At 72.6% G+C, this 20,425-nt stretch carries 16 protein-coding genes; 11 read left to right on the forward strand and 5 right to left on the reverse strand.

Features of this window, described 5'->3' with window-relative positions:
• The first annotated feature begins 1 nt into the window (after nucleotide 1).
• Entirely contained in the window at nucleotides 2-781 is a 780-nt protein-coding gene (locus RIN80_RS08845) for an exodeoxyribonuclease III (protein ID WP_309094964.1), read from the forward strand.
• Here the strand turns inward: RIN80_RS08845 and RIN80_RS08850 are convergent.
• The gene (locus tag RIN80_RS08850) at nucleotides 778-2,544 is read right to left on the reverse strand and encodes an SGNH/GDSL hydrolase family protein (RefSeq protein WP_309094965.1); all 1,767 of its coding nucleotides are present in this window, start codon (nucleotides 2,542-2,544) and stop codon (nucleotides 778-780) included. The two genes, RIN80_RS08845 and RIN80_RS08850, sit on opposite strands and share 4 nt — an antisense overlap.
• A gap of 220 nt (nucleotides 2,545-2,764) precedes the next feature.
• Between RIN80_RS08850 and RIN80_RS08855 the strand changes: the two genes are divergently transcribed.
• Entirely contained in the window at nucleotides 2,765-3,172 is a 408-nt protein-coding gene (locus tag RIN80_RS08855; protein ID WP_309094966.1) for a DUF6278 family protein, read from the forward strand.
• A 141-nt stretch (nucleotides 3,173-3,313) separates the two neighbouring features.
• Nucleotides 3,314-4,057: an amino acid ABC transporter ATP-binding protein gene (locus RIN80_RS08860; RefSeq protein ID WP_309094967.1), complete on the forward strand. Its 744-nt coding sequence runs from the start codon at nucleotides 3,314-3,316 to the stop codon at nucleotides 4,055-4,057.
• Nucleotides 4,058-4,278: 221 nt separating this feature from the next.
• On the opposite strand, the gene RIN80_RS08865 is transcribed toward RIN80_RS08860, so the two are convergent.
• Together RIN80_RS08865 and RIN80_RS08870 are read right to left on the reverse strand one after the other, a co-directional pair.
• On the reverse strand, nucleotides 4,279-5,847 hold the full coding sequence (locus RIN80_RS08865; protein WP_309094968.1) for a CocE/NonD family hydrolase: 1,569 nt from the start codon (nucleotides 5,845-5,847) through the stop codon (nucleotides 4,279-4,281).
• Between the two features lie 116 nt (nucleotides 5,848-5,963).
• The gene (locus RIN80_RS08870) at nucleotides 5,964-6,728 is read right to left on the reverse strand and encodes a hypothetical protein (RefSeq protein WP_309094969.1); all 765 of its coding nucleotides are present in this window, start codon (nucleotides 6,726-6,728) and stop codon (nucleotides 5,964-5,966) included.
• 104 nt (nucleotides 6,729-6,832) lie between these two features.
• Here RIN80_RS08870 and ggt point away from each other — a divergent pair, with 104 nt between their 5' ends.
• Nucleotides 6,833-8,632: a gamma-glutamyltransferase gene (gene ggt / locus RIN80_RS08875; RefSeq protein WP_309094970.1), complete on the forward strand. Its 1,800-nt coding sequence runs from the start codon at nucleotides 6,833-6,835 to the stop codon at nucleotides 8,630-8,632.
• 103 nt (nucleotides 8,633-8,735) lie between these two features.
• On the opposite strand, the gene RIN80_RS08880 is transcribed toward ggt, so the two are convergent.
• Both RIN80_RS08880 and map read right to left on the reverse strand, forming a co-directional pair.
• A complete protein-coding gene (locus RIN80_RS08880) occupies nucleotides 8,736-11,258 on the reverse strand; it encodes an ATP-dependent Clp protease ATP-binding subunit (protein WP_309094971.1) in 2,523 nt (840 codons plus the stop codon).
• 178 nt (nucleotides 11,259-11,436) lie between these two features.
• A complete protein-coding gene (map, locus tag RIN80_RS08885; protein WP_309094972.1) occupies nucleotides 11,437-12,204 on the reverse strand; it encodes a type I methionyl aminopeptidase in 768 nt (255 codons plus the stop codon).
• Between the two features lie 32 nt (nucleotides 12,205-12,236).
• On the opposite strand from map, the gene RIN80_RS08890 reads away from it, so the two are divergent.
• From RIN80_RS08890 to hydA, 7 genes are all read left to right on the forward strand, one after another.
• Nucleotides 12,237-12,488, forward strand: a complete 252-nt coding sequence (locus tag RIN80_RS08890; RefSeq protein WP_309094973.1) for a helix-turn-helix transcriptional regulator — start codon at nucleotides 12,237-12,239, stop codon at nucleotides 12,486-12,488.
• A 109-nt stretch (nucleotides 12,489-12,597) separates the two neighbouring features.
• Nucleotides 12,598-14,016 carry a hypothetical protein gene (locus RIN80_RS08895; RefSeq protein ID WP_309094974.1) on the forward strand — a complete coding sequence of 473 codons (1,419 nt, stop codon included), beginning with the start codon at nucleotides 12,598-12,600 and terminating at the stop codon, nucleotides 14,014-14,016.
• Nucleotides 14,017-14,186: 170 nt separating this feature from the next.
• Complete coding sequence (locus RIN80_RS08900; RefSeq protein ID WP_309094975.1) at nucleotides 14,187-15,029, forward strand: nitrilase-related carbon-nitrogen hydrolase; 843 nt, start codon at nucleotides 14,187-14,189, stop codon at nucleotides 15,027-15,029.
• Nucleotides 15,029-16,315: an aspartate aminotransferase family protein gene (locus RIN80_RS08905; RefSeq protein WP_309094976.1), complete on the forward strand. Its 1,287-nt coding sequence runs from the start codon at nucleotides 15,029-15,031 to the stop codon at nucleotides 16,313-16,315. Before RIN80_RS08900 ends, RIN80_RS08905 begins: the two co-directional genes overlap by 1 nt.
• Nucleotides 16,316-16,343: 28 nt before the next feature.
• Complete coding sequence (locus RIN80_RS08910) at nucleotides 16,344-17,942, forward strand: PucR family transcriptional regulator (RefSeq protein WP_309094977.1); 1,599 nt, start codon at nucleotides 16,344-16,346, stop codon at nucleotides 17,940-17,942.
• 155 nt (nucleotides 17,943-18,097) lie between these two features.
• On the forward strand, nucleotides 18,098-18,940 hold the full coding sequence (locus RIN80_RS08915; protein WP_309094978.1) for a nitrilase-related carbon-nitrogen hydrolase: 843 nt from the start codon (nucleotides 18,098-18,100) through the stop codon (nucleotides 18,938-18,940).
• A 91-nt stretch (nucleotides 18,941-19,031) separates the two neighbouring features.
• The gene (gene hydA / locus RIN80_RS08920) at nucleotides 19,032-20,417 is read left to right on the forward strand and encodes a dihydropyrimidinase (protein ID WP_309094979.1); all 1,386 of its coding nucleotides are present in this window, start codon (nucleotides 19,032-19,034) and stop codon (nucleotides 20,415-20,417) included.
• The last annotated feature ends 8 nt before the right edge of the window (nucleotides 20,418-20,425 follow it).

The following is a 20,425-nucleotide window of genomic DNA, read 5'->3' on the forward strand; positions in this document are numbered from 1 at the left end:
CATGCGCATCGCGACCTGGAACGTGAACTCGATCACCGCCCGCCTGCCGAGGCTCCTGGCCTGGCTGGAGAGCAGCGGCACGGACGTGCTGTGCCTCCAGGAGGCCAAGGTCGCCGAGGAGCAGTTCCCCGCGGAGCAGCTGCGCGAGCTGGGCTACGAGTCGGCGGTGCACGCCACCGGCCGGTGGAACGGCGTGGCGGTGCTCTCCCGCGTCGGCATCGAGGACGTCGTCAAGGGCCTGCCGGGCGACCCCGGCTTCGACGGCTCGGTGGAGCCCCGTGCCATCTCGGCGACCTGCGGCCCGGTCCGCGTCTGGTCGGTCTACGTGCCGAACGGCCGTGAGGTGGACCACCCCCACTACGCCTACAAGCTGCAGTGGTTCGAGGCACTCAAGGCCGCCGTCGCCGGTGACGCGGCCGGCAGCCGCCCCTTCGCGGTGATGGGCGACTACAACGTGGCGCCGACGGACGACGACGTCTTCGACCCCGCCTTCTTCGAGGGCTCCACGCACGTCACGCCCGCCGAGCGCGCCGCCCTGGCCTCACTGCGCGAGACGGGTCTGTCGGACGTGGTCCCGCGGCCCCTGAAGTACGAGCACCCGTTCACGTACTGGGACTACCGCCAGCTCTGCTTCCCGAAGAACCGCGGCATGCGCATCGACCTGGTGTACGGCAACCAGCCGTTCGCGCAGGCCGTGAAGGACGCGTACGTGGACCGCGAGGAGCGCAAGGGCAAGGGTGCCTCGGACCACGCCCCGGTCGTCGTCGACCTGGACGTCTAGGGCCTGAGCAGCCGCAGGTCCACCGAGTCCGCCAGGGCCGCCAGTCCCGCGTCGCCCGGATGCAGATGGTCGCCGCTGTCGTAGGCGGGCAGCAGCCGTGACGGCTGCTGCGGGTCCCGGGCGACGGCGTCGAAGTCGAGCACGCCGTCGAAGACCCCGCCGTCCCGGAGCCAGGCGTTCACGGCCCGGCGTTCGGCGTCCACGGCGGCGGTGCACCGCGCCTCGCCCTCGCAGGGCAGGATCGTCGCGGCGAGCATCCGCACCCCCCGGGCGTGCCCGCGCGCCGCGAGTTCCCGCAGGCCCGCGATCACCTGCTCCGCCGAGGTGCCCCACCGCAGGTCGTTGACGCCCTCGAAGACGACCGCCGTCCGCGCCGACGTCTGCGCGAGCACGTCCCGGTCGAACCGGTGCAGGGCGCTCACCCCGGCCATGTCCGTGGACACCCCGTCGCCGGGGTACCGGTCGGTGACCACCCGGTTGCCCGAGACGCCCTGGTTCAGCACGCCGTAGCGCGGGACGGTGCTCTGGCTGCGCAGGCGGCCGGCCAGGACGTCCGGCCAGCGCCGGTTGGCGTCCACCGTCGACTTGTCGCCGTCGGTGATCGAGTCCCCGAGCAGGACCACGGACCCCGGCCCGCCGCCCACGTCGACCCCGGCGAGCAGCGGCCAGCCGGTGATCGCCGAGGTGTACGCCCGCGCCGAGCCGTCCGCCGTGTGGTCGCCGGGCTCGCTGACGTACGACCGCTGCTGCGCGAGCCGGTGCACCGGCGCCGCCGCCACCGTGCCGGGCAGGTGGAAGCTGACCAGCAGGTCGCCGCCGGCCGGCACGTCGAAGCCGAGGGGATCGCTGTACGCCTGCGCCCCGGCCGGGATCGCCAGGCCCGCCGCCCCGCCGAAGGACAGCGGCACCGGAGTGCCGCGCGCGGCCGCCCCCGAGGCGCGCACGGCCACCGTCGCGCCGCCGATCCGCGCGGGCGCGGACGCGAACGTGTTGTCGAACCGGACCCGTACCCGGGGCCCGCCGGCCGAGGTGTGCACCACCAGCCGCAGTGTGCGGTCCGTCCACGGCCCGACGGCGGCGTAGCCGCCCGTGGACGTCGCCCAGCTGCCCGTCCAGCCCGCCGTCCCGGACCGTACCGAGACGGCGAAGACGTGCAGTCCGGCCGCGTCCGGCAAGCGCACCGAGGCGACCGCGCGCCCCGGCGCCAGCGGCACGGTCACGGCGTACAGCCGGGCGCGCTCGGCGAGTTGCCCGCCGGGCGTGTTGACGTGCGGCAGGGCCACGGCCTTCGTGGCGAGCGGCCCGGTGCGCCAGTCGGGCGCGGTCAGCCGGTACGCGGAGCGGGTGCCGTCCGCGTAGACGACCGTGCCCGGGCCGCCCGCCTGCGCGCCGGAGGTGCCCGCCACCAGGAAGGCGAGGGCGTCGCCGCGCCCCGTGACCCGGACGTCCTGCCCCGCGGCGCGCACGTTGTCCGGCTCGCCGGGTTGCCGCTTCGGCCAGGTCAGCCGGGCGCCCTGAAGGGTGAGGACACGGCCGGGCGTCCAGCCCGCGGCCGCGAGGTCGCGTGCCGACAGGGAGGCCCCTGAGCCGTCGAAGTCGGCCTGTCCTGGCCGGTCGTCGTCGCTGACGGCGATGTTGTCGAACAGCCGCTCAAGCGGCACCGGCGCGGCGCGTCTCCCCTCGGCGGCCTCCGCCGACACCGTCGGCACCAGCGACCCGCACAGGGCCAGGACGACCAGGATCCCCCGGACACATCGGCGCACGGCCGACTCCTCCCGCTCTTCGAGACACGACGCGACACCACGCAACGCAGGGACGGAACAGAAGGCTCAACGACAGCCGGTACGCAAGGCGCACGGTGAAGTTAGGGAGACGCCGGGGACTCGTCAACGAGCGCGGCGCGAACTCGGCGTGAACTCGGCCACCGCCCCGGGTCCGCGCGCCCTGTGGTGCATACGGCGGTACGAATGACACGCTGGAGATATGAACATCCCTTTCCTGGGCCACCGGCGCCAGAAGGTGGGGTTCCCCGATCCGGCGGGCATCGCGGAACTCCTCGCCGAGTGCGAACTGCTCCGCTCCCAGGCGTCCCGGGAGGGGGTCCGGCTGGACGACTCGGCGGCCTCCCTGGAGGCGCTCGACCAGCTCGTCCCGCGCTGGCGGGACGACGAGGAGACCCTGACCTGGCTCGGCAACGACGCCGGGCTCTACCTGGGCACCGTGATCGTGCGGACCGTGCCCGGCGCCGCCTGGGAGATCCGGTCCGACGGGCAGCCCGTCGTACGGCTCACCTCCGGCCGGGAGTTCGACGTCGTCGACTCCGGTCACGAGTGGGCCGCGCACGGCGTGCCCGAACTGTCCCAGCTGTACGCCGAAGTCGCGGAGTCCTGAGCCCCCGGGGCCGTAACCTTTGGCCCAAAGTCCGACGTAAATACGGCTAATGATCGAAAAGTGCGTGTCGCCCGACACATCCGATCGCGCCTGGATACGTTGCGGCAACCACCACACAGCTGAGAGTGAGTAGGGCTGAGTATGGCCGTCGATCCGCTGATCGAGCTGCGTGACGTCAACAAGCACTTCGGGGACCTGCACGTCCTGAGGGACATCAACCTCACCGTCGGCCGGGGGGAGGTGGTCGTGGTCATCGGCCCGTCCGGGTCGGGCAAGTCGACGCTGTGCCGGGCGATCAACCGGCTGGAGACCATCGAGTCCGGGCAGATCGTCATCGACGGGCAGCCGCTGCCGGACGAGGGCAAGCCGCTGGCCCGGGTGCGCGCCGACGTCGGCATGGTCTTCCAGGCGTTCAACCTCTTCGCCCACAAGACCGTCCTGCAGAACCTCTCGCTGGGGCAGGTCAAGGTGCGCGGGCGCAAGAAGGAGGACGCCGACAAGCGCTCCCGGGAACTCCTCGAGCGGGTCGGTGTCGCCGACCAGGCCGACAAGTACCCGGCGCAGCTCTCCGGCGGTCAGCAGCAGCGCGTGGCGATCGCCCGCGCCCTGGCCATGGAGCCCAAGGCGATGCTCTTCGACGAGCCGACCTCGGCCCTCGACCCGGAGATGATCAACGAGGTGCTCGAGGTCATGCGGCAGCTCGCCCGCGAGGGCATGACGATGATCGTCGTGACGCACGAGATGGGCTTCGCCCGCTCGGCCGCCAACCGTGTCGTCTTCATGGCGGACGGCCGGATCGTCGAGGACCGCACGCCCGACGAGTTCTTCACCAACCCCAGCAGCGACCGGGCCAAGGACTTCCTCTCCAAGATCCTCAAGCACTGAACGGGCGGGCACCGGAAGACCCATCGTGTCGGACCTCGACTACGATGTGCCCTTCATCCCTGTCGGAGAGGGGGACTTCACCGAAGACCGCCGATCCGTTCGGGGTGAGCAGACCGCCCGCCCGGTCCGCGGGGCGTCACCCGCCGGGCGCGGCCCCCGCGGCACCAGGCCACGGGGGCGGTGGTTCACATCGGCCAGGCCCGTCCGGCGGCAGCCGGAGATCACTGCTCGCGCAGCGGAACCGACACGTACGACGGGTCGTTCGCCGGCGAGGAGAAGGTCAGCTGCGCGCCGGACGGGTTGTGCTCGATGTAGAGCGGGTCGACCGTGTCGACGACCAGGGCGAGGCGATGCCCGGCCGGGACGTCGTAGGCCGTGGAGTACAGCTCCAGGTCGACGCCGAACGGCTTCCCGGGGGTGCGCCCGTGGAAGGTGTACGGCGCGTGGGAGACCAGCTTGCCGAGGCCGAGCGGCCCCACGTCGTAGAGGTAGGCGACGAGGGTGCCGCTCTCCTTGGTCGGGGTGAGGGTGGTGTGCAACCCGGCCGTGCCGCGCACCTGTTGGGCCGTGGCGTACTTCTCCGACTGCCACACGGCGGCCCAGCGGCGCGGGAGCAGCGGGATCGAGGCCGTCGGGGGCAGCTGGGCCACCTGGTCGAGGATGCTGGACAGGAAGACGACCCCGCCGTCCGCGCCCGAGTTCACGTTGGTGTGGAGGGTCCTCGAGCCCGCGAGGGCGATCTTCCGGTCGTTCGCTCCGACCGACTTCCAGTCCGGGTAGCCCTCGTAACCGCCCCCTGAGCGCGACTTGAGCCGGATCGGCTGCTCGCGGTCGATGCCGTTGTCCATGCCCCGCAGGTGGTGGTCGAACCAGCGCTCGGTGTCCTTCCAGACGTCGTTGGGCAGTCCGAACAGACCGGTCAGCTCGGCGGTGGCGTGGTCTCCGGGCCGCATCTGCAGCCGCTTGGGGCCGGTCAGCTTCTCGTAGAAGTCGGCGTACTGGTTGGGCGGGAAGACCGAGTCGCCCCAGGCGTTGGCGAGCATGATCGCCGTGCCGTTGTCGTTGATCCGGTCGACGAACGTCGCAGCGGAACGTTTCTTCCCCCAGGCGATGAGCTCCGGCTCCTTCGCCAGGTCGGAGCTGTAGAAGTCGTCGAAGACCTGCCGGAGTTCTGCGCCCTGGCGGCCCGTGACGATGCTCGCGCCGTCCAGCAGGGCGGCCGCCTGGACGTGCTGGGTGCGCCCGGCGTAGATCGAGCCGATCAGGTCGGCCCAGCCGCTCAGCGAGGCGACCGCGCGGACGCGTTCGTCGTGCGCGGCGGTGAGCAGGCTGATGCCGGCGCCGTAGGAGACGCCCGCCATGCCGACGCGCCCGGCGTCGGAGGGGGTGTGCGCGAGCGCCCAGTCGATGACCTTCGAGGCGTCGGCGACGTCGGGCGGGCCCGCCACTTCTATCTCGCCGCCCGACTGCCAGAAGCCGCGCACGTTGTAGGTGACGACGACGTACCCGGAGTCGGCGAGCTGCTGGGCCTGGGCGAGGTACTCGATCTGGGGCAGGCCCCAGCTGGTGGGCATGACGAGCAGCGGGTAGCGCCGGCTGCCGTCGGCGCCGGCCGGGGTGACGACGTTGGCCTTGAGGACGGTGCCGCCGTCGCCGCCGATGTCGACGAAGCGGACGGGGTTCGGCGCGGCCTGGGCGGTGGGGGCGATTCCGAGGGCGCTTCCGGCGACCAGGGTCGCCGAGACGGCGCCTACGGCGGTGGTGCGCAGGGCCTTGCGGTGGGGTCCCACGGGTCACTCCTCACTCGTGTCAGTGCAAAGTGACCGAACGGTAACCTCGGCCTCTTACCAGGAGTAACCCGTCGGTAAGTTACGTGCCAGTAACGATTGTCGATCCGTGCGGGACTTCAGGAGGCGCGGTGTGTGTTGCGTGCAGCCGCCCCCGTGGTCGCGGGCAGCGCCGCCTGCGCCGCGCGCGTCACGTCCGCCACCAGCTCGACGACGTCCGGTCCGTACGCCTGCGAGTTGATCACCTTCAGCAGCAGCACGAACGAGCTGTTGCCGTACTTGCGGGTCAGCCGCTCGTGGTGGCGGGCGAGGTAACGGGTGGCGGCCTGGTTGGTGATCGACGTCTGGCCGCAGAAGAGGAACACCGGGCGGATGTCGTGGGTGCGGTCCGCGGTGAGGCGGGCCAGCAGCGCGTACTCCTCCCGGCCGTGCTCCACGCGGTAGCGCTCCGCGCCCACCAGGAACGACCCCCGGTCCGGACCCGGTTCGGCGTCCACGTTCACCCGCACGCCCGGCAGCAGCGAGGACAGGTGGGCCGCCATCCGCCGGTTGGACGCCGGGCCGCCGACGCAGAACTCGGTGCGCTCGCCGAAACCTTGACGCGCCGTGTCGTGCGGGAGGATCTGGGCGTGGGCGTTGCAGTCCTTGATCAGCGCGGCGAGTTCGAGCAGCGCGAACACGTCGTAGCGCATCACCGCGAGCTCCGGCCCCGCCGCGCCCCGGTTCACCACCAGCAGGGACTCGGAGTTGTCGGGCAGCCCGAAGAACGCCTGCTTGCGGCGCAGCCTGCGTCTGTACAGGTAGGTGCGGGCCACCCAGCCGAGCGCGGCGCTGATGCCCGCCGCTATCACGCCCAGGACGATGTTGCGCACGTCGTCGTTCATGGGCGCGCATGGTAGCGGTCCGCGCGGACACGCGTTCGGCGCGTTCCTGACGAGGCCATGGCGATGAATTAAGCTGCGCGGACTGCCTTTGCCTGGAGGTGCGGATGCGTCGCCCTGTCGCGCGGAATCTGACGGTCCTGGCGGTCTCGGCCGCCGTGGTGGCTTCGGTGGGGGCGGCGGCGCCACCCGCCGCGCAGAGCCCCGGCGGTGGGAAGACCCCCCTGGCCGTCGGCTACGGCGGCGCGGTCTCCAGCGTCGACCCGGACGCCTCCGCCGCCGGGATCGAGGTCCTCAGGAAGGGCGGCAACGCCGTCGACGCGGCCGTCGCCACGGCCGCGGCCCTCGGCGTCACCGAGCCCTACTCCGCCGGCATCGGCGGGGGCGGCTACTTCGTCTACTACGACGCCCGCTCCCGCACGGTGCGCACCATCGACGGCCGCGAGACCGCCCCCTTGAGCGCCGACGAGAACCTCTTCGTCGAGAACGGCAAGCCCGTCCCCTTCGCCGAGGCCGTCAGCAGCGGCCTGAGCGTCGGCACGCCCGGCACGCCCGCCACCTGGCAGGCGGCCCTCGACCGGTGGGGCAGCAAGCGGCTCACGAGCGTCCTCAAGCCCGCCGAGCGACTCGCCCGCGACGGCTTCACGGTCGACGAGACGTTCCGCTCGCAGACCGCCTCCAACGAGGCCCGCTTCCGCTACTTCCCGGACACCGCCGAGCTGTTCCTGCCGGGCGGCCGCCTGCCCGTCGTCGGCTCCACCTTCAAGAACCCCGATCTCGCCCGCACGTACGCGGAGTTGGCGCGCAAGGGGGTAGGGGAGCTCTACCACGGCCGGCTCGGGCGGGAGGTCGTCGAGACGGTGAACAAGCCGCCGGTGGACCCCGGCTCCGGCTGGAACGCCCGGCCCGGCGACCTGTCCGTCCGGGACCTGGCCGCCTACCGCACCAGGCTCCAGGCACCCAGCCGGACCTCGTACCGCGGTCTCGGCGTCTACTCCATGGCGCCGTCCTCCTCCGGCGGCACGACGGTCGGCGAGGCGCTCAACATCCTGGAGCGGACCGACCTGTCGAAGGCCGACCGGGCGGCCTACCTGCACCGGTTCATCGAGGCGAGCCGGATCGCGTTCGCGGACCGGGGGCGCTGGGTGGGCGACCCCGCGTTCGAGGACGTGCCGACGAAGGAGCTGCTGTCGCAGCGGTTCGCCGACTCGCGCGCCTGCCTCATCAAGGACGACGCGGTGCTCACGAGCCCGGTGGCGCCCGGCGATCCGCGCGACCCGAAGGCGTGCGACGCCGGTGGCACGGCCGCTCCCACCACCTACGAGGGCGACAGCACCACGCATCTGACCGTGGCCGACAAGTGGGGGAACGTCGTCTCCTACACCCTCACCATCGAGCAGACGGGCGGCAGCGGGATCACCGTGCCGGGCCGGGGCTTCCTCCTCAACAACGAGCTGACCGACTTCTCCTTCACCCCGGCGAACCCCGCCGTGCACGACCCCAACCTGCCCGGGCCGGGCAAGCGGCCGCGGTCCTCCATGGCGCCGACGATCGTGCTCGACCGGCACGACCGGCCCGTGGTGGCGCTGGGCTCGCCGGGAGGGGCGACGATCATCACGACCGTGCTGCAGACGCTCACCGGGTTCCTCGACCGGGGACTGCCGCTGGTCGACGCGATCGCGGCGCCCCGGGCCAGTCAGCGCAACGCCGCGCAGACGGAGCTGGAGCCGGGGCTCGACGGCGACGTGCGGCGGCAGTTGGAGGCGATCGGGCACTCGTTCAAGGCGAACCCGGAGATCGGGGCGGCCACGGGCGTGCAGCGGCTGCCCGGCGGCAAGTGGCTGGCAGCCGCCGAGACCGTGCGGCGGGGCGGAGGATCGGCGATGGTGGTGCGGCCGGCGCGCTGAGCGCCGGGTGCGGGGGCTGAGGCCTGTCGTGTGGATCACGTCTGCGGCATGATCCACACGACACACCACACGACAGGCCCTGGGCGCGCAGCTCCCCGCGCCCCTACCGGGGCGCCGTACCGAACGCGAGACGACCGTCCTGCACGTCCACCGTCACCCGGCCGCCCTCCGCGACCCTGCCGTCCAGCAGCAGGCGTGACAGTTCGTTGTCCACCTCGCGCTGGATGGTGCGGCGCAGGGGGCGGGCGCCGTACTCCGGCTGGTAGCCGTGGTCGGCCAGCCACTCCACCGCGCGGTCGGTGAAGTCGACCGTGACGCCCTTGCTCCGGACCAGCGAGCGGGTGCGGTCCAGCAGCAGGTCGGTGATCCGGCGCAACTGCTGGGTGGTGAGCTGGCGGAAGACGACGATCTCGTCGATGCGGTTGAGGAACTCCGGGCGGAAGTGCTCCCGCAGGGGACGCAGGATCTGCTCGCGGCGGGCCTCCTCGTCCGCGTCGGCGCCGCCCGAGGCGAAGCCCACGGACCCGCCGCGGCGGGTGATCGCCTCGGAGCCGAGGTTGCTGGTCATGACGATGACGGTGTTGGCGAAGTCCACCGTGCGGCCCTGAGAGTCGGTCAGGCGGCCGTCGTCGAGGACCTGGAGCAGGATGTTGAAGACGTCCGGGTGGGCCTTCTCCACCTCGTCCAGCAGGAGCAGCGAGTACGGGTGGCGGCGGACGACCTCGGTGAGCTGGCCCGCCTCCTCGTGGCCGACGTACCCGGGCGGGGCGCCGACCAGCCGGCTGACGGTGTGGCGTTCCTGGTACTCGCTCATGTCGAGGCGGACCATGCGGTCCTCGCTGCCGAACAGGGCCTGGGCGAGGGCCCGGGCCAGTTCGGTCTTGCCGACGCCCGTCGGGCCCAGGAAGAGGAAGCTGCCGATCGGGCGGTCGGGGGCGGCGAGCCCGGCGCGGGAACGCAGGACCGCGTCGGCGACGACCCGGACGGCCTCGTCCTGGCCGACGACCCGCTCGTGCAGATGCTCCTCCAGGCCCAGCAGGCGGTCCTTCTCCTCCTGGGTGAGGCTGCTGACCGGGATGCCCGTCTGCCGGGACACCACCTCGGCGATCGCCTCGGCGCCGACCACCAGGTCCTGGCCCTCGTCGACCTCGCCGTCGCCGCCGGCCTCGGTGATCCGCTGCTTCACGTCCAGGATCCGGTCGCGCAACTGGGTGGCCTGCTCGTAACTCTCGTCCGCGACCGCCTGGTCCTTGTCCCGGACCAGCTGCTCCAGCTCCCGCTCCAGGGCCCGCACGTCCGTGCCCTTGGTGCGCGCCCGCAGCCGCACCCGGGCACCGGCCTGGTCGATCAGGTCGATCGCCTTGTCGGGCAGGCGGCGGTCGGTGAGGTAGCGGTCGGACAGCTCCACGGCCGCCACCAGCGCCTCGTCGGTGTAGCGGACCTGGTGGTGGGCCTCGTAGCGGTCCTGCAGCCCGCGCAGGATCTCGATCGCGTCGGCCGGGGTCGGCTCCGGCACCATGATGGGCTGGAAGCGGCGGGCCAGTGCCGCGTCCTTCTCGATCCGGCGGTACTCCTCCAGCGTCGTGGCGCCCACGATGTGCAGCTCGCCCCGGGCGAGGGCGGGCTTGAGGATGTTGCCGGCGTCCATGGAACTGCCGTCGCCGCCACCGGCACCGGCGCCCACGACGGTGTGCAGCTCGTCGATGAAGATGATCAGCTGCTCGGAGTGGGCGCGGATCTCCCCGACGATGTTGTTCATCCGCTCCTCGAAATCACCCCGGTAGCGGGTGCCCGCGACCACGCCCGTCAGGTCCAGGGCGACCACCCGGCGCCCGGTCAGCACGTCCGGTACGTCCCCCTCGGAGATGCGCTGGGCCAGGCCCTCCACGATGGCGGTCTTGCCGACGCCCGCGTCACCGATCAGCACGGGGTTGTTCTTGCCGCGCCGGGAGAGCACCTCGACGGTCTGCTCGATCTCCTCGTCCCGGCCGATCACCGGGTCGATCCGGCCCTGCCGGGCCAGCTCGGTGAGGTCGCGGCCGTACTTGTCCAGCGTCGGCGTGTTCGTCGCGCGCGGCCGCTCGGCCTGCGGTGCCTCCGGCGCCTCGGGCGGGCTGGACGGCGCGAAGCGGGCCGCGTTGAGGATGTGCCCGGCGGCCGAGTCGGGGTTCGAGGCCAGGGCGCTGAGCACGTGCTCCGGGCCGATGTAGCCGTAGCCACGGGCCCGGGCCAGGTCGTGCGCGTCCAGCAGGGCCCGCTTGGCGGCCGGGGTGAGGGAGAGCGCGGTCGGCGGCGGCGCGTCGTCCGGGGAGTGCTGGGCCGGGCCCGAGCGTTCGTCGATCTGGGAGGCCAGCGAGTCCGGGTTCGCGCCGGCCTTGCTGAGCAGGGTCCGGGTGGGCTCGGTGGAGAGCGCCGCCCGCAGCAGGTGTTGCGTGTCGAGGTCCCGGCTGCCGTGCTCGGCGGCGTACTGGGCGGCGCCGCGGACGAGCTCCCGGGCCGGCTGACTGAGCAGCCGGCCCAGGTCGATCTGCCGGGGACCGGGGCGCGGTCCGCCGAAGAAGCGTGCGAGGAATTCTCCGAAGGGATCCGAGCCGTAGCCCTCCGGGCTGCTGAAGCCGCTGCTCATGGGCCTTCCGTTCCCGGCGTCCCCGGCGCCCGGGCGGGGGACGCCCTCGCTGGTCGACGTGCCGGGGTCGGGTAACCCGGGTGGCAGCCCGTTACACCTGGGGCGCGCTCGTAGAACACCTTCGCACGATCGCCGACAACGGGCACCTTCGGGACATATCCGGGCGAACCCGGCCGTGTCAGCGCGCGGTCAGGACCCTCGGTCCCGAGTCGGTGATCGCCACCGTGTGCTCGGCGTGGGCCGCGCGGGAGCCGTCGTTCGTCTTCAGGGTCCAGCCGTCGGGGGCCGCGTGGTAGTCGTCCGTGCCGCCCGCGACGACCATGGGCTCGATCGCCAGCACCATGCCGTGCCGCAGCCGCATGCCGCGCCCCGGGCGCCCCTCGTTCGGCACCCCCGGGTCCTCGTGCATCCGGCGGCCGATGCCGTGGCCGCCGAAGCCGTCGGGGATGCCGTAGCCGGCTCCGCGGCAGACCGTGCCGATCGCGTGGGCGATGTCGCCGATGCGGTTGCCGACGACGGCCGCCTCGATGCCGGCCGCGAGGGCCCGCTCGGCGGTCTCGATCAGGCGCAGATCGGCCTCGCGCGGGGTGCCGACGACGAAGCTCAGCGCGGAGTCGCCGACCCAGCCGCCCAACTCGGCACCGAAGTCGATGGACACGAGGTCGCCGTCGCGCAGGCGGTAACGGGTCGGGACGCCGTGCACGATCGCGTCGTTCACCGAGACGCACAGGACGGCGGGGAAGGGGGTCGGCGCGAAGGACGGCCGGTACCCGAGGAAGGGCGAGGTCGCGCCCGCCTCACGCAGTACGTCGTGTGCCACCTCGTCCAGTTCCAGCAGGGAAACGCCCACGTCGGCGGCCTTCTGCGCGGCCGTCAGCGCGCGGGCGACCACCTGTCCCGCCTCGTACATGGCATCGATCGATGTGTCTGTCTTGAGCTCCACCATGCCAATTACTATACCGGTATTAGAATGGGGGCATGGTGCGCACCCCTCTCACCCCCGAAGAGCGCGAACGCGGCGAGCGGCTGGGCAGGCTGCTGCGCGAGGCGCGTGGCGACCGGAGCATGACCGAGGTCGCGGCGAGCGCCGGCATCTCCGCCGAGACCCTCCGCAAGATCGAGACCGGGCGGGCCCCGACCCCGGCCTTCTTCACGGTGGCCGCGCTGGCCGGCGCGCTCGGGCTGTCGATGGACGACCTGGCCGGGCAGTGCGTCCTCGTGCCGCTCTGACCGGCCCGGCAGGCGCCTGCTCCGCGGGGGAAAACTCCCCGTAGCACCCCTGTAACACGACTGGTGTTGCCTACGGGGCGGAGTGCTCCGGTCTGGCGGGAGTTGAGCGATGACGGCGGATCGACTCCCGGCCGAGGTGCGGGAGTTCGCGAACTACCTGAACGGTCTCCTGGCGCGCCTCGACCCGTCCGGCGGCTGGTGCGCGGTGTTCTGGCAGCGGGACCCGGAGGGCATGCGGGCCTGCCTCGACGGGCGCGAGATGCCGCCCTGGGACGTGGTGGAGTCCCTGCTGGGCGACCTGGCCGGGCAGTACGGGCCGGGACACGCCGGCCCGGAGACCGAACACGCCCGCTTCCTGCACGCCGCCGCGCTCGCCGCGTACGACGACCGGCCCGGTGGCCGGGACGCCCTCGGCGATCGCCTCGACGTCATGCTCCGCGAGCAGAGGTACGCGGCGGAACGCCAGGCCGCCCTGGCCCGTCAGCTGGCCTCCGCCACGACCCGCGACCAGGCGGACGCTCTCCGCCTGGACCTGGCCTGGGCCCACGACGACCACGCACGCGCGACGGCCCGCTGCGCGGAACTGCGTGCACGGACGGCCCGCCTGGACCGGCACGGGCAGCGGGTGTCCGTCGACCCGGCCGCCGCGAGCCTCTTCGGAGCTCCGGCCCCTGCCTCAGGTCCGGCTGCTCCCACCCCCGCCCCTGCCACCGCCCCGCCCCCTGTCACCACCTCCGCTGTGCCCGCCTCGGCCACCCCCTCCCCGCCCCGGCCCGTCACCCCCGAACCCCGCAAGCGCCGGCGCGGCGGTGCGCGATTCGCCGGGGTCGTGGACGAGGACGCCGAGCCCGTGGTCGTGCCGCAGACCGCTGTCGTGCCGGTGCTGCCCGGGCCCGATGCCCCGGGCGCCGGGCGTTCACCCCGGGGTGCCCGGTTCGCCGGGGCCGCCGAGGAGGCGGTGAGGGAGCGCCCGGCTCGGGAGGACCTCACCGCCGGGGACGCCGACCGGGACGACGTGGCCAGGGTCGTGGAGACGCTGGCGCGGCTGCGGGGGGAGGGGCGAAGCGGCGAGGCGCACGCCCTGCTGGTCGAGGCCGCCGCCTGGGGGCCCGCCCGGTTCCCGCTGCTCGCCGAGCTGCTGCACAGCGCCGGGCTGGACGCCGACTGGCAGACCCTGCTCTGGGAGGCCGCCTCGCTGCCGGCCGGGCGGCTGGTCGCCGCCGCCGACGCCCTGGCCGCGGCCGGGCGCGCGGGCGACGCGCGGCAGATGCTCCGGCAGGGCGTCGCCCGCCCGCCCGGCGAGATCGGCCGGGCCGTCCTCGGGCTGGTCGACGCGGGGCGCCGGCGTGAGGTGCGCGTGCTCCTCGACGCCTACGTCGCGGCCCGCACCCCCGAGGAGGCCGCCCGCAGCGCCGCGCCCGACCCGCAGCGCCTCGTACCGCTCCTGCTTCAGGCCGCCGCGGGCGTGTCGGACGAGCGCCGCTGGGATCTCGTGCACGCGCTCCGGGTCGCCGGACACCCCGCCTGACCGGCGACGCCGTGGCCCCGGCGACTCACCCACCGGAGTGCGAATCGCGCGCTGCCCCGCGGGTTGGCGACGATGGTCTTGGCAAGCCCCGGCGGGAGGCTTACGTTCGTGGCTCTACGGCTCGCTTCTACGGGCGTAGAGGCGCAGACGTCGCGTCGAAGGAGCAGCTCATGGCCAACGTCGTACGTGCCGCTCTGGTCCAGGCCACCTGGACCGGCGACACCGAGTCCATGGTGGCGAAACACGAGGAGCACGCCCGCGAGGCGGCCCGCCGGGGCGCGAAGATCATCGGGTTCCAGGAAGTGTTCAACAGCCCCTACTTCTGTCAGGTCGAGGAACCGGAGCACTACCGCTGGGCCGAGCCCGTCCCCGACGGGCCGACCGTGCGGCGCATGCGGGCGCTCGCCCGCGAGACCGGCATGGTGATCGTCGCGCCGGTGTTCGAGGCCGAGCAGCCCGGTTTCTACTACAACACCGCGGCCGTGATCGACGCCGACGGCAGCTACCTCGGCAAGTACCGCAAGCACCACATCCCGCAGCTGAAGGGCTTCCGCGAGAAGTACTACTTCAAGCCGGGCAACCTCGGCTGGCCCGTCTTCGACACGGCCGTCGGCAAGGTCGGCGTCTACATCTGCTACGACCGCCACTTCCCGGAGGGCTGGCGCGAACTCGGCCTGGCCGGGGCCCAGCTGGTCTACAACCCCTCCGCCACGCACCGGAGCCTGTCGGCCCACCTGTGGCGGCTGGAGCAGCCCGCGGCGGCCGTCGCCAACGGCTACTACATCGCCGCGATCAACCGTGTCGGACAGGAGGAGTACGGCGACAACGACTTCTACGGCACGAGCTACTTCGTCGACCCGCGCGGGCAGTTCGTGGGGGACGTCGCCAGCGACAGCAAGGAGGAGCTCGTGGTCCGGGACATCGACCTCGACCTGATCGAGGAGGTGCGGCAGACGTGGGCCTTCTACCGCGACCGCCGCCCCGACGCCTACGAAGGGCTGGTGCGGCCGTGATGACCCACGACCTGCTGGGCCGCCACCGGGCCGTGCTCCCCGACTGGCTCGCCCTCTACTACGAGGAGCCGATCGAGATCACCCACGGCGAGGGCCGCCACGTCTGGGACTCCGAGGGCAACCGCTACCTCGACTTCTTCGGCGGCATCCTCACCACCATGACCGCGCACGCGCTGCCCGAGGTGACCAAGGCGGTGAGCGAGCAGGCCGGGCGGATCATCCACTCCTCGACCCTCTACCTCAACCGCCCGATGGTCGAACTGGCCGAGCGCATCGCCCAGTTGAGCGGCATCCCGGACGCCCGTGTCTTCTTCACCACCTCCGGCACCGAGGCCAACGACACCGCCCTGCTGCTCGCCACGACGTACCGGCGCAGCAACACCGTCCTGGCCATGCGCAACAGCTACCACGGCCGCTCCTTCAGCTCCGTCGGCATCACCGGAAACCGCGGCTGGTCCCCGACCTCACTGTCCCCGCTGCAGACGCTGTACGTGCACGGCGGCGTGCGCACCCGCGGCCCGTACGCCGAGCTGAGCGACGGCGACTTCATCGCGGCCTGCGTGGACGACCTGGTCGACCTGCTGGGCCACACCCGTGCGCCGGCCGCGCTGATCGCCGAGCCCATCCAGGGCGTCGGCGGCTTCACCTCCCCGCCGGACGGGCTCTACGCCGCCTTCCGCGAGGTGCTGCACGAGCGCGGCATCCTGTGGATCGCCGACGAGGTGCAGACCGGCTGGGGCCGCACCGGCGAGCACTTCTGGGGCTGGCAGGCCCACGGGCAGCACGGACCGCCGGACATCATGACCTTCGCCAAGGGCATCGGCAACGGCATGTCCATCGGCGGGGTCGTCGCCCGCGCCGAGATCATGAACTGCCTGGACTCCAACAGCATCTCGACCTTCGGCGGCACCCAGATCACCATGGCGGCGGGCCTCGCCAACCTCAACTACCTGCTGGAACACGACCTCCAGGGCAACGCCCGACGCGTGGGCGGTCTGCTCATCGAACGGCTGCGGGCCGCCGCCGCCCAGGTCCCGGCCGTCCGGGAGGTCCGCGGCCGCGGCCTCGTGATCGGCATCGAGATCACCAGACCGGGCACCGACGAGGCCGACCCGGCGACCGCGGCGGCCGTCCTGGAGGCGGCCCGCGAGGGCGGCCTGCTGATCGGCAAGGGCGGCGGCCACAACACCAGCTCCCTGCGCGTGGCCCCGCCCCTGTCCCTCAACGTCGCGGAGGCCGAGGAGGGTGCCGCGATCCTCGAGAACGCTCTGCGGAGCATCACGTAGCGGTGGACCGAACAAGGGAACCGACACCATGACCATCACCTTGGATCCCCCGGAACCGGCCCTGTCGGTCCGGCAGGTCCTGGCCCTGGAGCGGGTGCTCGCCGGGGAGCCCGAGGTGGTGGCCGGTGCCGGCCACCTCGACCGGCCCGTGCGGTGGGTGCACGTCGCCGAGGCCGCCGACGTCGGGGTCATGCTCAGCGGCGGCGAGATGGTCCTCACCACCGGCGTGCTGCTCGCCGGCGACGAGGACAAGCAGGCCGAGTACGTGCGCTCGCTGCACCGCGCCGAGGCGGCGGCGGTCGTCCTCGGACTCGGCCGGGCCTTCCCCTCCCCGCCGGACGTGATGCGCCGGGCCGCCGAGCGGTGCGGGCTGCCGATGGTCGTGCTGCACCGGCCCTTCCCCTTCGCCGAACTGACCGAGGAGGTCCAGTCCCGGCTGGTGCGGCGCAAGTTCGCCGCCGTCAGCCTCTCCGAGGCCGTCCGCACCGAACTCACCGCCCTCATCACCGCGGGCGCCCCGCTGCAGCGCCTGCTCGACGAGGTCGCCCGGCACAGCGCCTGCCCGGTCGTCGTCACCAACCTCGCCCACCGCGTCCTCGGCACGGCGGGGGAGCGGCCCGCGGTCGACGACGTGCTGCGCGACTGGGAGCGCATCGCCCGGCAGGCATGGGGGCACCGCCCAGGACGCTCAGGCACTGGGGCAGGCGCCGGGGGCGACGGCTGGATCCGGGCCGAACTCGGCGGGCGCGGGGAGCGCTGGGGCCGGATCGTGCTGTGCGGCTACCGCGGTGACACCGCCACCGGACGGCTGCTGGCCGACCGTGCCGCCGAGGCCCTCGTCCTGCACCGCATGCTCGGCGGGGGCGCCGGGTGCTCCTGGGAGGAGCAGTCCGCGCAGGGCCTGCTGACCGACCTGGTCAGCGGCGTCGTACCGGCGCGGCACCTGTTGCCCCGGGCACGGGCGGCCGGACTGCCGGTCAACCGGCGGACGTTCGTGCCGCTGGTCGTCCGCGACGGCGACGTCGCCCGCCTGGAACGGCTGCTGCGGCTGCTCGGTCTGTCCGGGCTGGTCGCCGAACTCGCCGATGGCGCCACCGCCGTGCTGCTCAGCCTCGCCCGCGACCAGGACGCGGGCGCCCTCGCCACGCACTTCGCGACCCGGCTGCGCACGGAGTCCGGCACGGACGGCACGGTCGTCGCGGCGGCCGAACCCCGTCTCGCCTGGGACGACGTGCCCACCGGCCTGCGCGAGGCCCAGCACGTCGCGGACGCCGTCGCCGGCTCCTCCGCCGCCCTCGACCTGCCCCCGGTGGTCCGCCTCAGGGACGTCCACCTGCGCGGGCTGATCCGCCTGCTGCGGGACGACCCGCACGTGCAGTCCTTCGCGGAGCGGGAACTGGACGGGCTGCTGTGCGAGGCGGACAGGGACCTGCTGTCCGTGCTGCGCACCTACCTCGCCACCGGCCGCAACAAGTCCCGCACCGCCCAGCTCCACCACGTCTCCCGGCCGGCCCTGTACCGCCGCCTGGAGGCGATACAGGTCCGCCTCGGGGTGGACCTCGACGACTTCGAGCAGGCCGCCTCGGTGCACATCGCACTCCTCGCGCACGACGCGCAACACCACTGAAACACGCAACCACCTGGGAAAACGGCGGTGAAACATGGGCCTTCGCGAGAGTGACACGGTGGCACGCCGCACGCCCCGAGACGTGACACGGTGCCACTCAAAGAGGGCGTCCCGGCTTCCTAGGCTCACGGCACACCGAGCGACCGGAGGTCCCGATGAGCCGAGTGATCCGTGCCGCCGTCTTCCAGACCGCCTGGACGGGCGACAAGGAGTCGATGATCCAGGTCCACGAGCAGGCGGCCCGCGACGCCGCCGCGCAGGGCGCCCAAGTCCTCTGCTTCCAGGAGCTGTTCTACGGCCCGTACTTCTGCCAGGTGCAGGACCCGGCCTTCTACGAGTACGCCGAGCAGATCCCCGAGGGCCCGATCGTCCGCCGCTTCCAGGCCCTGGCGAGGGAACTGGGCCTCGTCCTGGTGCTGCCGATGTACGAGGAGGAGCAGCCCGGCGTCCTGTACAACACCGCCGCCGTGATCGACGCGGACGGCACCTACCTCGGCAAGTACCGCAAGACGCACATCCCGCAAGTACGCGGGTTCTGGGAGAAGTTCTACTTCCGTCCGGGCAACTCCGGCTGGCCGGTCTTCGACACGGCGGTCGGCCGGGTCGGCGTCTACATCTGCTACGACCGGCACTTCCCGGAGGGCTGGCGGGCGCTGGGCCTCGCGGGTGCCGAACTCGTCTTCAACCCCTCCGCCACCTCCCGGGGCCTGTCCGGCTACCTCTGGCAGCTGGAGCAGCCGGCGGCGGCCGTGGCCAACGAGTACTTCATCGGCGCGATCAACCGGGTCGGCGTGGAGGAGTACGGCGACAACGACTTCTACGGCACCTCGTACTTCGTCGACCCCGAGGCCCGGTTCGTCGGCGAGGTGGCGGGCGACAAGGCGCCCGAACTGGTCGTCCGCGACCTGGACCTGGCCAGGCTCCGCGAGGTCCGCGACCGCTGGCAGTTCTACCGGGACCGGGCGCCCGCCACGTACGGTCCGCTGACGGACCTCTAGGGGCGCGGGGCCGTATGCGATATGCGGCTGCCGCCGCGTGCGCGCGACCAGCCACGACGAACCCGCACGTATCCACATTGAGGAGCGCCCGATGACCCGAACACTGATCCACGGCGGTCTAGTCATCACAGCTTCCGACGAAGTCCACGCCGACGTCCTGATCGAAGACGGCCGCATCGCCGCCCTGGCCGCGCCCGGAGTTCTCACCGCCGACCGCACCATCGACGCCGCCGGAAAGTACGTCATCCCCGGCGGCGTCGACGCCCACACCCACATGGAGCTGCCCTTCGGCGGCACCTTCGCCTCCGACACCTTCGAGACCGGCACCCGCGCCGCCGCCTGGGGCGGCACGACGACGATCATCGACTTCGCCGTGCAGAGCGTCGGCCACGGTCTGCGCGAGGGCCTCGACGCCTGGCACGCCAAGGCGGAGGGCAACTGCGCGGTCGACTACGGCTTCCACATGATCGTCTCCGACGTCAACGAGGACACGCTCAAGGAGATGGACCTGCTGGTCGAGGAGGGCGTCACCTCCTTCAAGCAGTTCATGGCCTACCCGGGCGTCTTCTACAGCGACGACGGCCAGATCCTGCGCGCCATGCAGCGCTCCGCCGACAACGGCGGCCTGATCATGATGCACGCCGAGAACGGCATCGCCATCGACGTCCTGGTCGAACAGGCCCTGGCCCGCGGCGAGACCGACCCGCGCTTCCACGGCGAGGTCCGCAAGGCCCTGCTGGAGGCCGAGGCCACCCACCGTGCCATCCGGCTCGCGCAGGTGGCCGGCGCTCCCCTCTACGTCGTGCACGTCTCGGCGATGGAGGCGGTCGCCGAACTGGCCCGGGCCCGCGACGAGGGGCTGCCCGTCTTCGGCGAGACCTGCCCGCAGTATCTGTTCCTGTCCACCGACAACCTCGCCGAGCCGGACTTCGAGGGCGCCAAGTACGTGTGCAGCACGCCCCTGCGCCCCCGCGAGCACCAGGCGAAGCTCTGGCAGGGCCTGCGCACGAACGACCTCCAGGTCGTCTCCACCGACCACTGCCCCTTCTGCTTCACCGGCCAGAAGGAACTCGGCCGCGGCGACTTCTCCAAGATCCCCAACGGCCTGCCGGGCGTGGAGAACCGCATGGACCTGCTCCACCAGGCCGTCGTCGACGGGCACATCAGCCGCCGCCGCTGGATCGAGATCGCCTGTGCCACCCCGGCCCGCATGTTCGGCCTCTACCCCAAGAAGGGCACCATCGCGCCGGGCGCCGACGCCGACGTGGTGATCTACGACCCGCACGCCGAGCAGGTCATCTCGGCCGAGACCCACCACATGAACGTCGACTACTCGGCGTACGAGGGCAGGCGGGTCACCGGCCGGGTCGAGACGGTGTTCTCGCGCGGCGTCCCCGTCGTCACCGAGCGGGAGTACACCGGGCACGCCGGACACGGCGTCTTCATCCCGCGTTCGACTTGTCAGTACCTCGACTAGGAGTGGTG

It is taken from the genome of Streptomyces sp. (genome assembly GCF_031181705.1).
Taxonomy (GTDB): Bacteria; Actinomycetota; Actinomycetes; order Streptomycetales; family Streptomycetaceae; genus Streptomyces.

Excerpts from the sequence above, each read along its gene's own strand:
- RIN80_RS08845 (WP_309094964.1), top strand. The coding sequence starts at position 2 with ATGCGCATCGCGACCTGGAACGTGAACTCGATCACCGCCCGCCTGCCG.
- RIN80_RS08855 (WP_309094966.1), top strand. The coding sequence starts at position 2,765 with ATGAACATCCCTTTCCTGGGCCACCGGCGCCAGAAGGTGGGGTTCCCC.
- RIN80_RS08860 (WP_309094967.1), top strand. The coding sequence starts at position 3,314 with ATGGCCGTCGATCCGCTGATCGAGCTGCGTGACGTCAACAAGCACTTC.
- RIN80_RS08870 (WP_309094969.1), bottom strand. The coding sequence starts at position 6,728 with ATGAACGACGACGTGCGCAACATCGTCCTGGGCGTGATAGCGGCGGGC.
- ggt (WP_309094970.1), top strand. The coding sequence starts at position 6,833 with ATGCGTCGCCCTGTCGCGCGGAATCTGACGGTCCTGGCGGTCTCGGCC.
- RIN80_RS08880 (WP_309094971.1), bottom strand. The coding sequence starts at position 11,258 with ATGAGCAGCGGCTTCAGCAGCCCGGAGGGCTACGGCTCGGATCCCTTC.
- map (WP_309094972.1), bottom strand. The coding sequence starts at position 12,204 with ATGGTGGAGCTCAAGACAGACACATCGATCGATGCCATGTACGAGGCG.
- RIN80_RS08890 (WP_309094973.1), top strand. The coding sequence starts at position 12,237 with ATGGTGCGCACCCCTCTCACCCCCGAAGAGCGCGAACGCGGCGAGCGG.
- RIN80_RS08895 (WP_309094974.1), top strand. The coding sequence starts at position 12,598 with ATGACGGCGGATCGACTCCCGGCCGAGGTGCGGGAGTTCGCGAACTAC.
- RIN80_RS08900 (WP_309094975.1), top strand. The coding sequence starts at position 14,187 with ATGGCCAACGTCGTACGTGCCGCTCTGGTCCAGGCCACCTGGACCGGC.
- RIN80_RS08905 (WP_309094976.1), top strand. The coding sequence starts at position 15,029 with ATGACCCACGACCTGCTGGGCCGCCACCGGGCCGTGCTCCCCGACTGG.
- RIN80_RS08910 (WP_309094977.1), top strand. The coding sequence starts at position 16,344 with ATGACCATCACCTTGGATCCCCCGGAACCGGCCCTGTCGGTCCGGCAG.
- RIN80_RS08915 (WP_309094978.1), top strand. The coding sequence starts at position 18,098 with ATGAGCCGAGTGATCCGTGCCGCCGTCTTCCAGACCGCCTGGACGGGC.
- hydA (WP_309094979.1), top strand. The coding sequence starts at position 19,032 with ATGACCCGAACACTGATCCACGGCGGTCTAGTCATCACAGCTTCCGAC.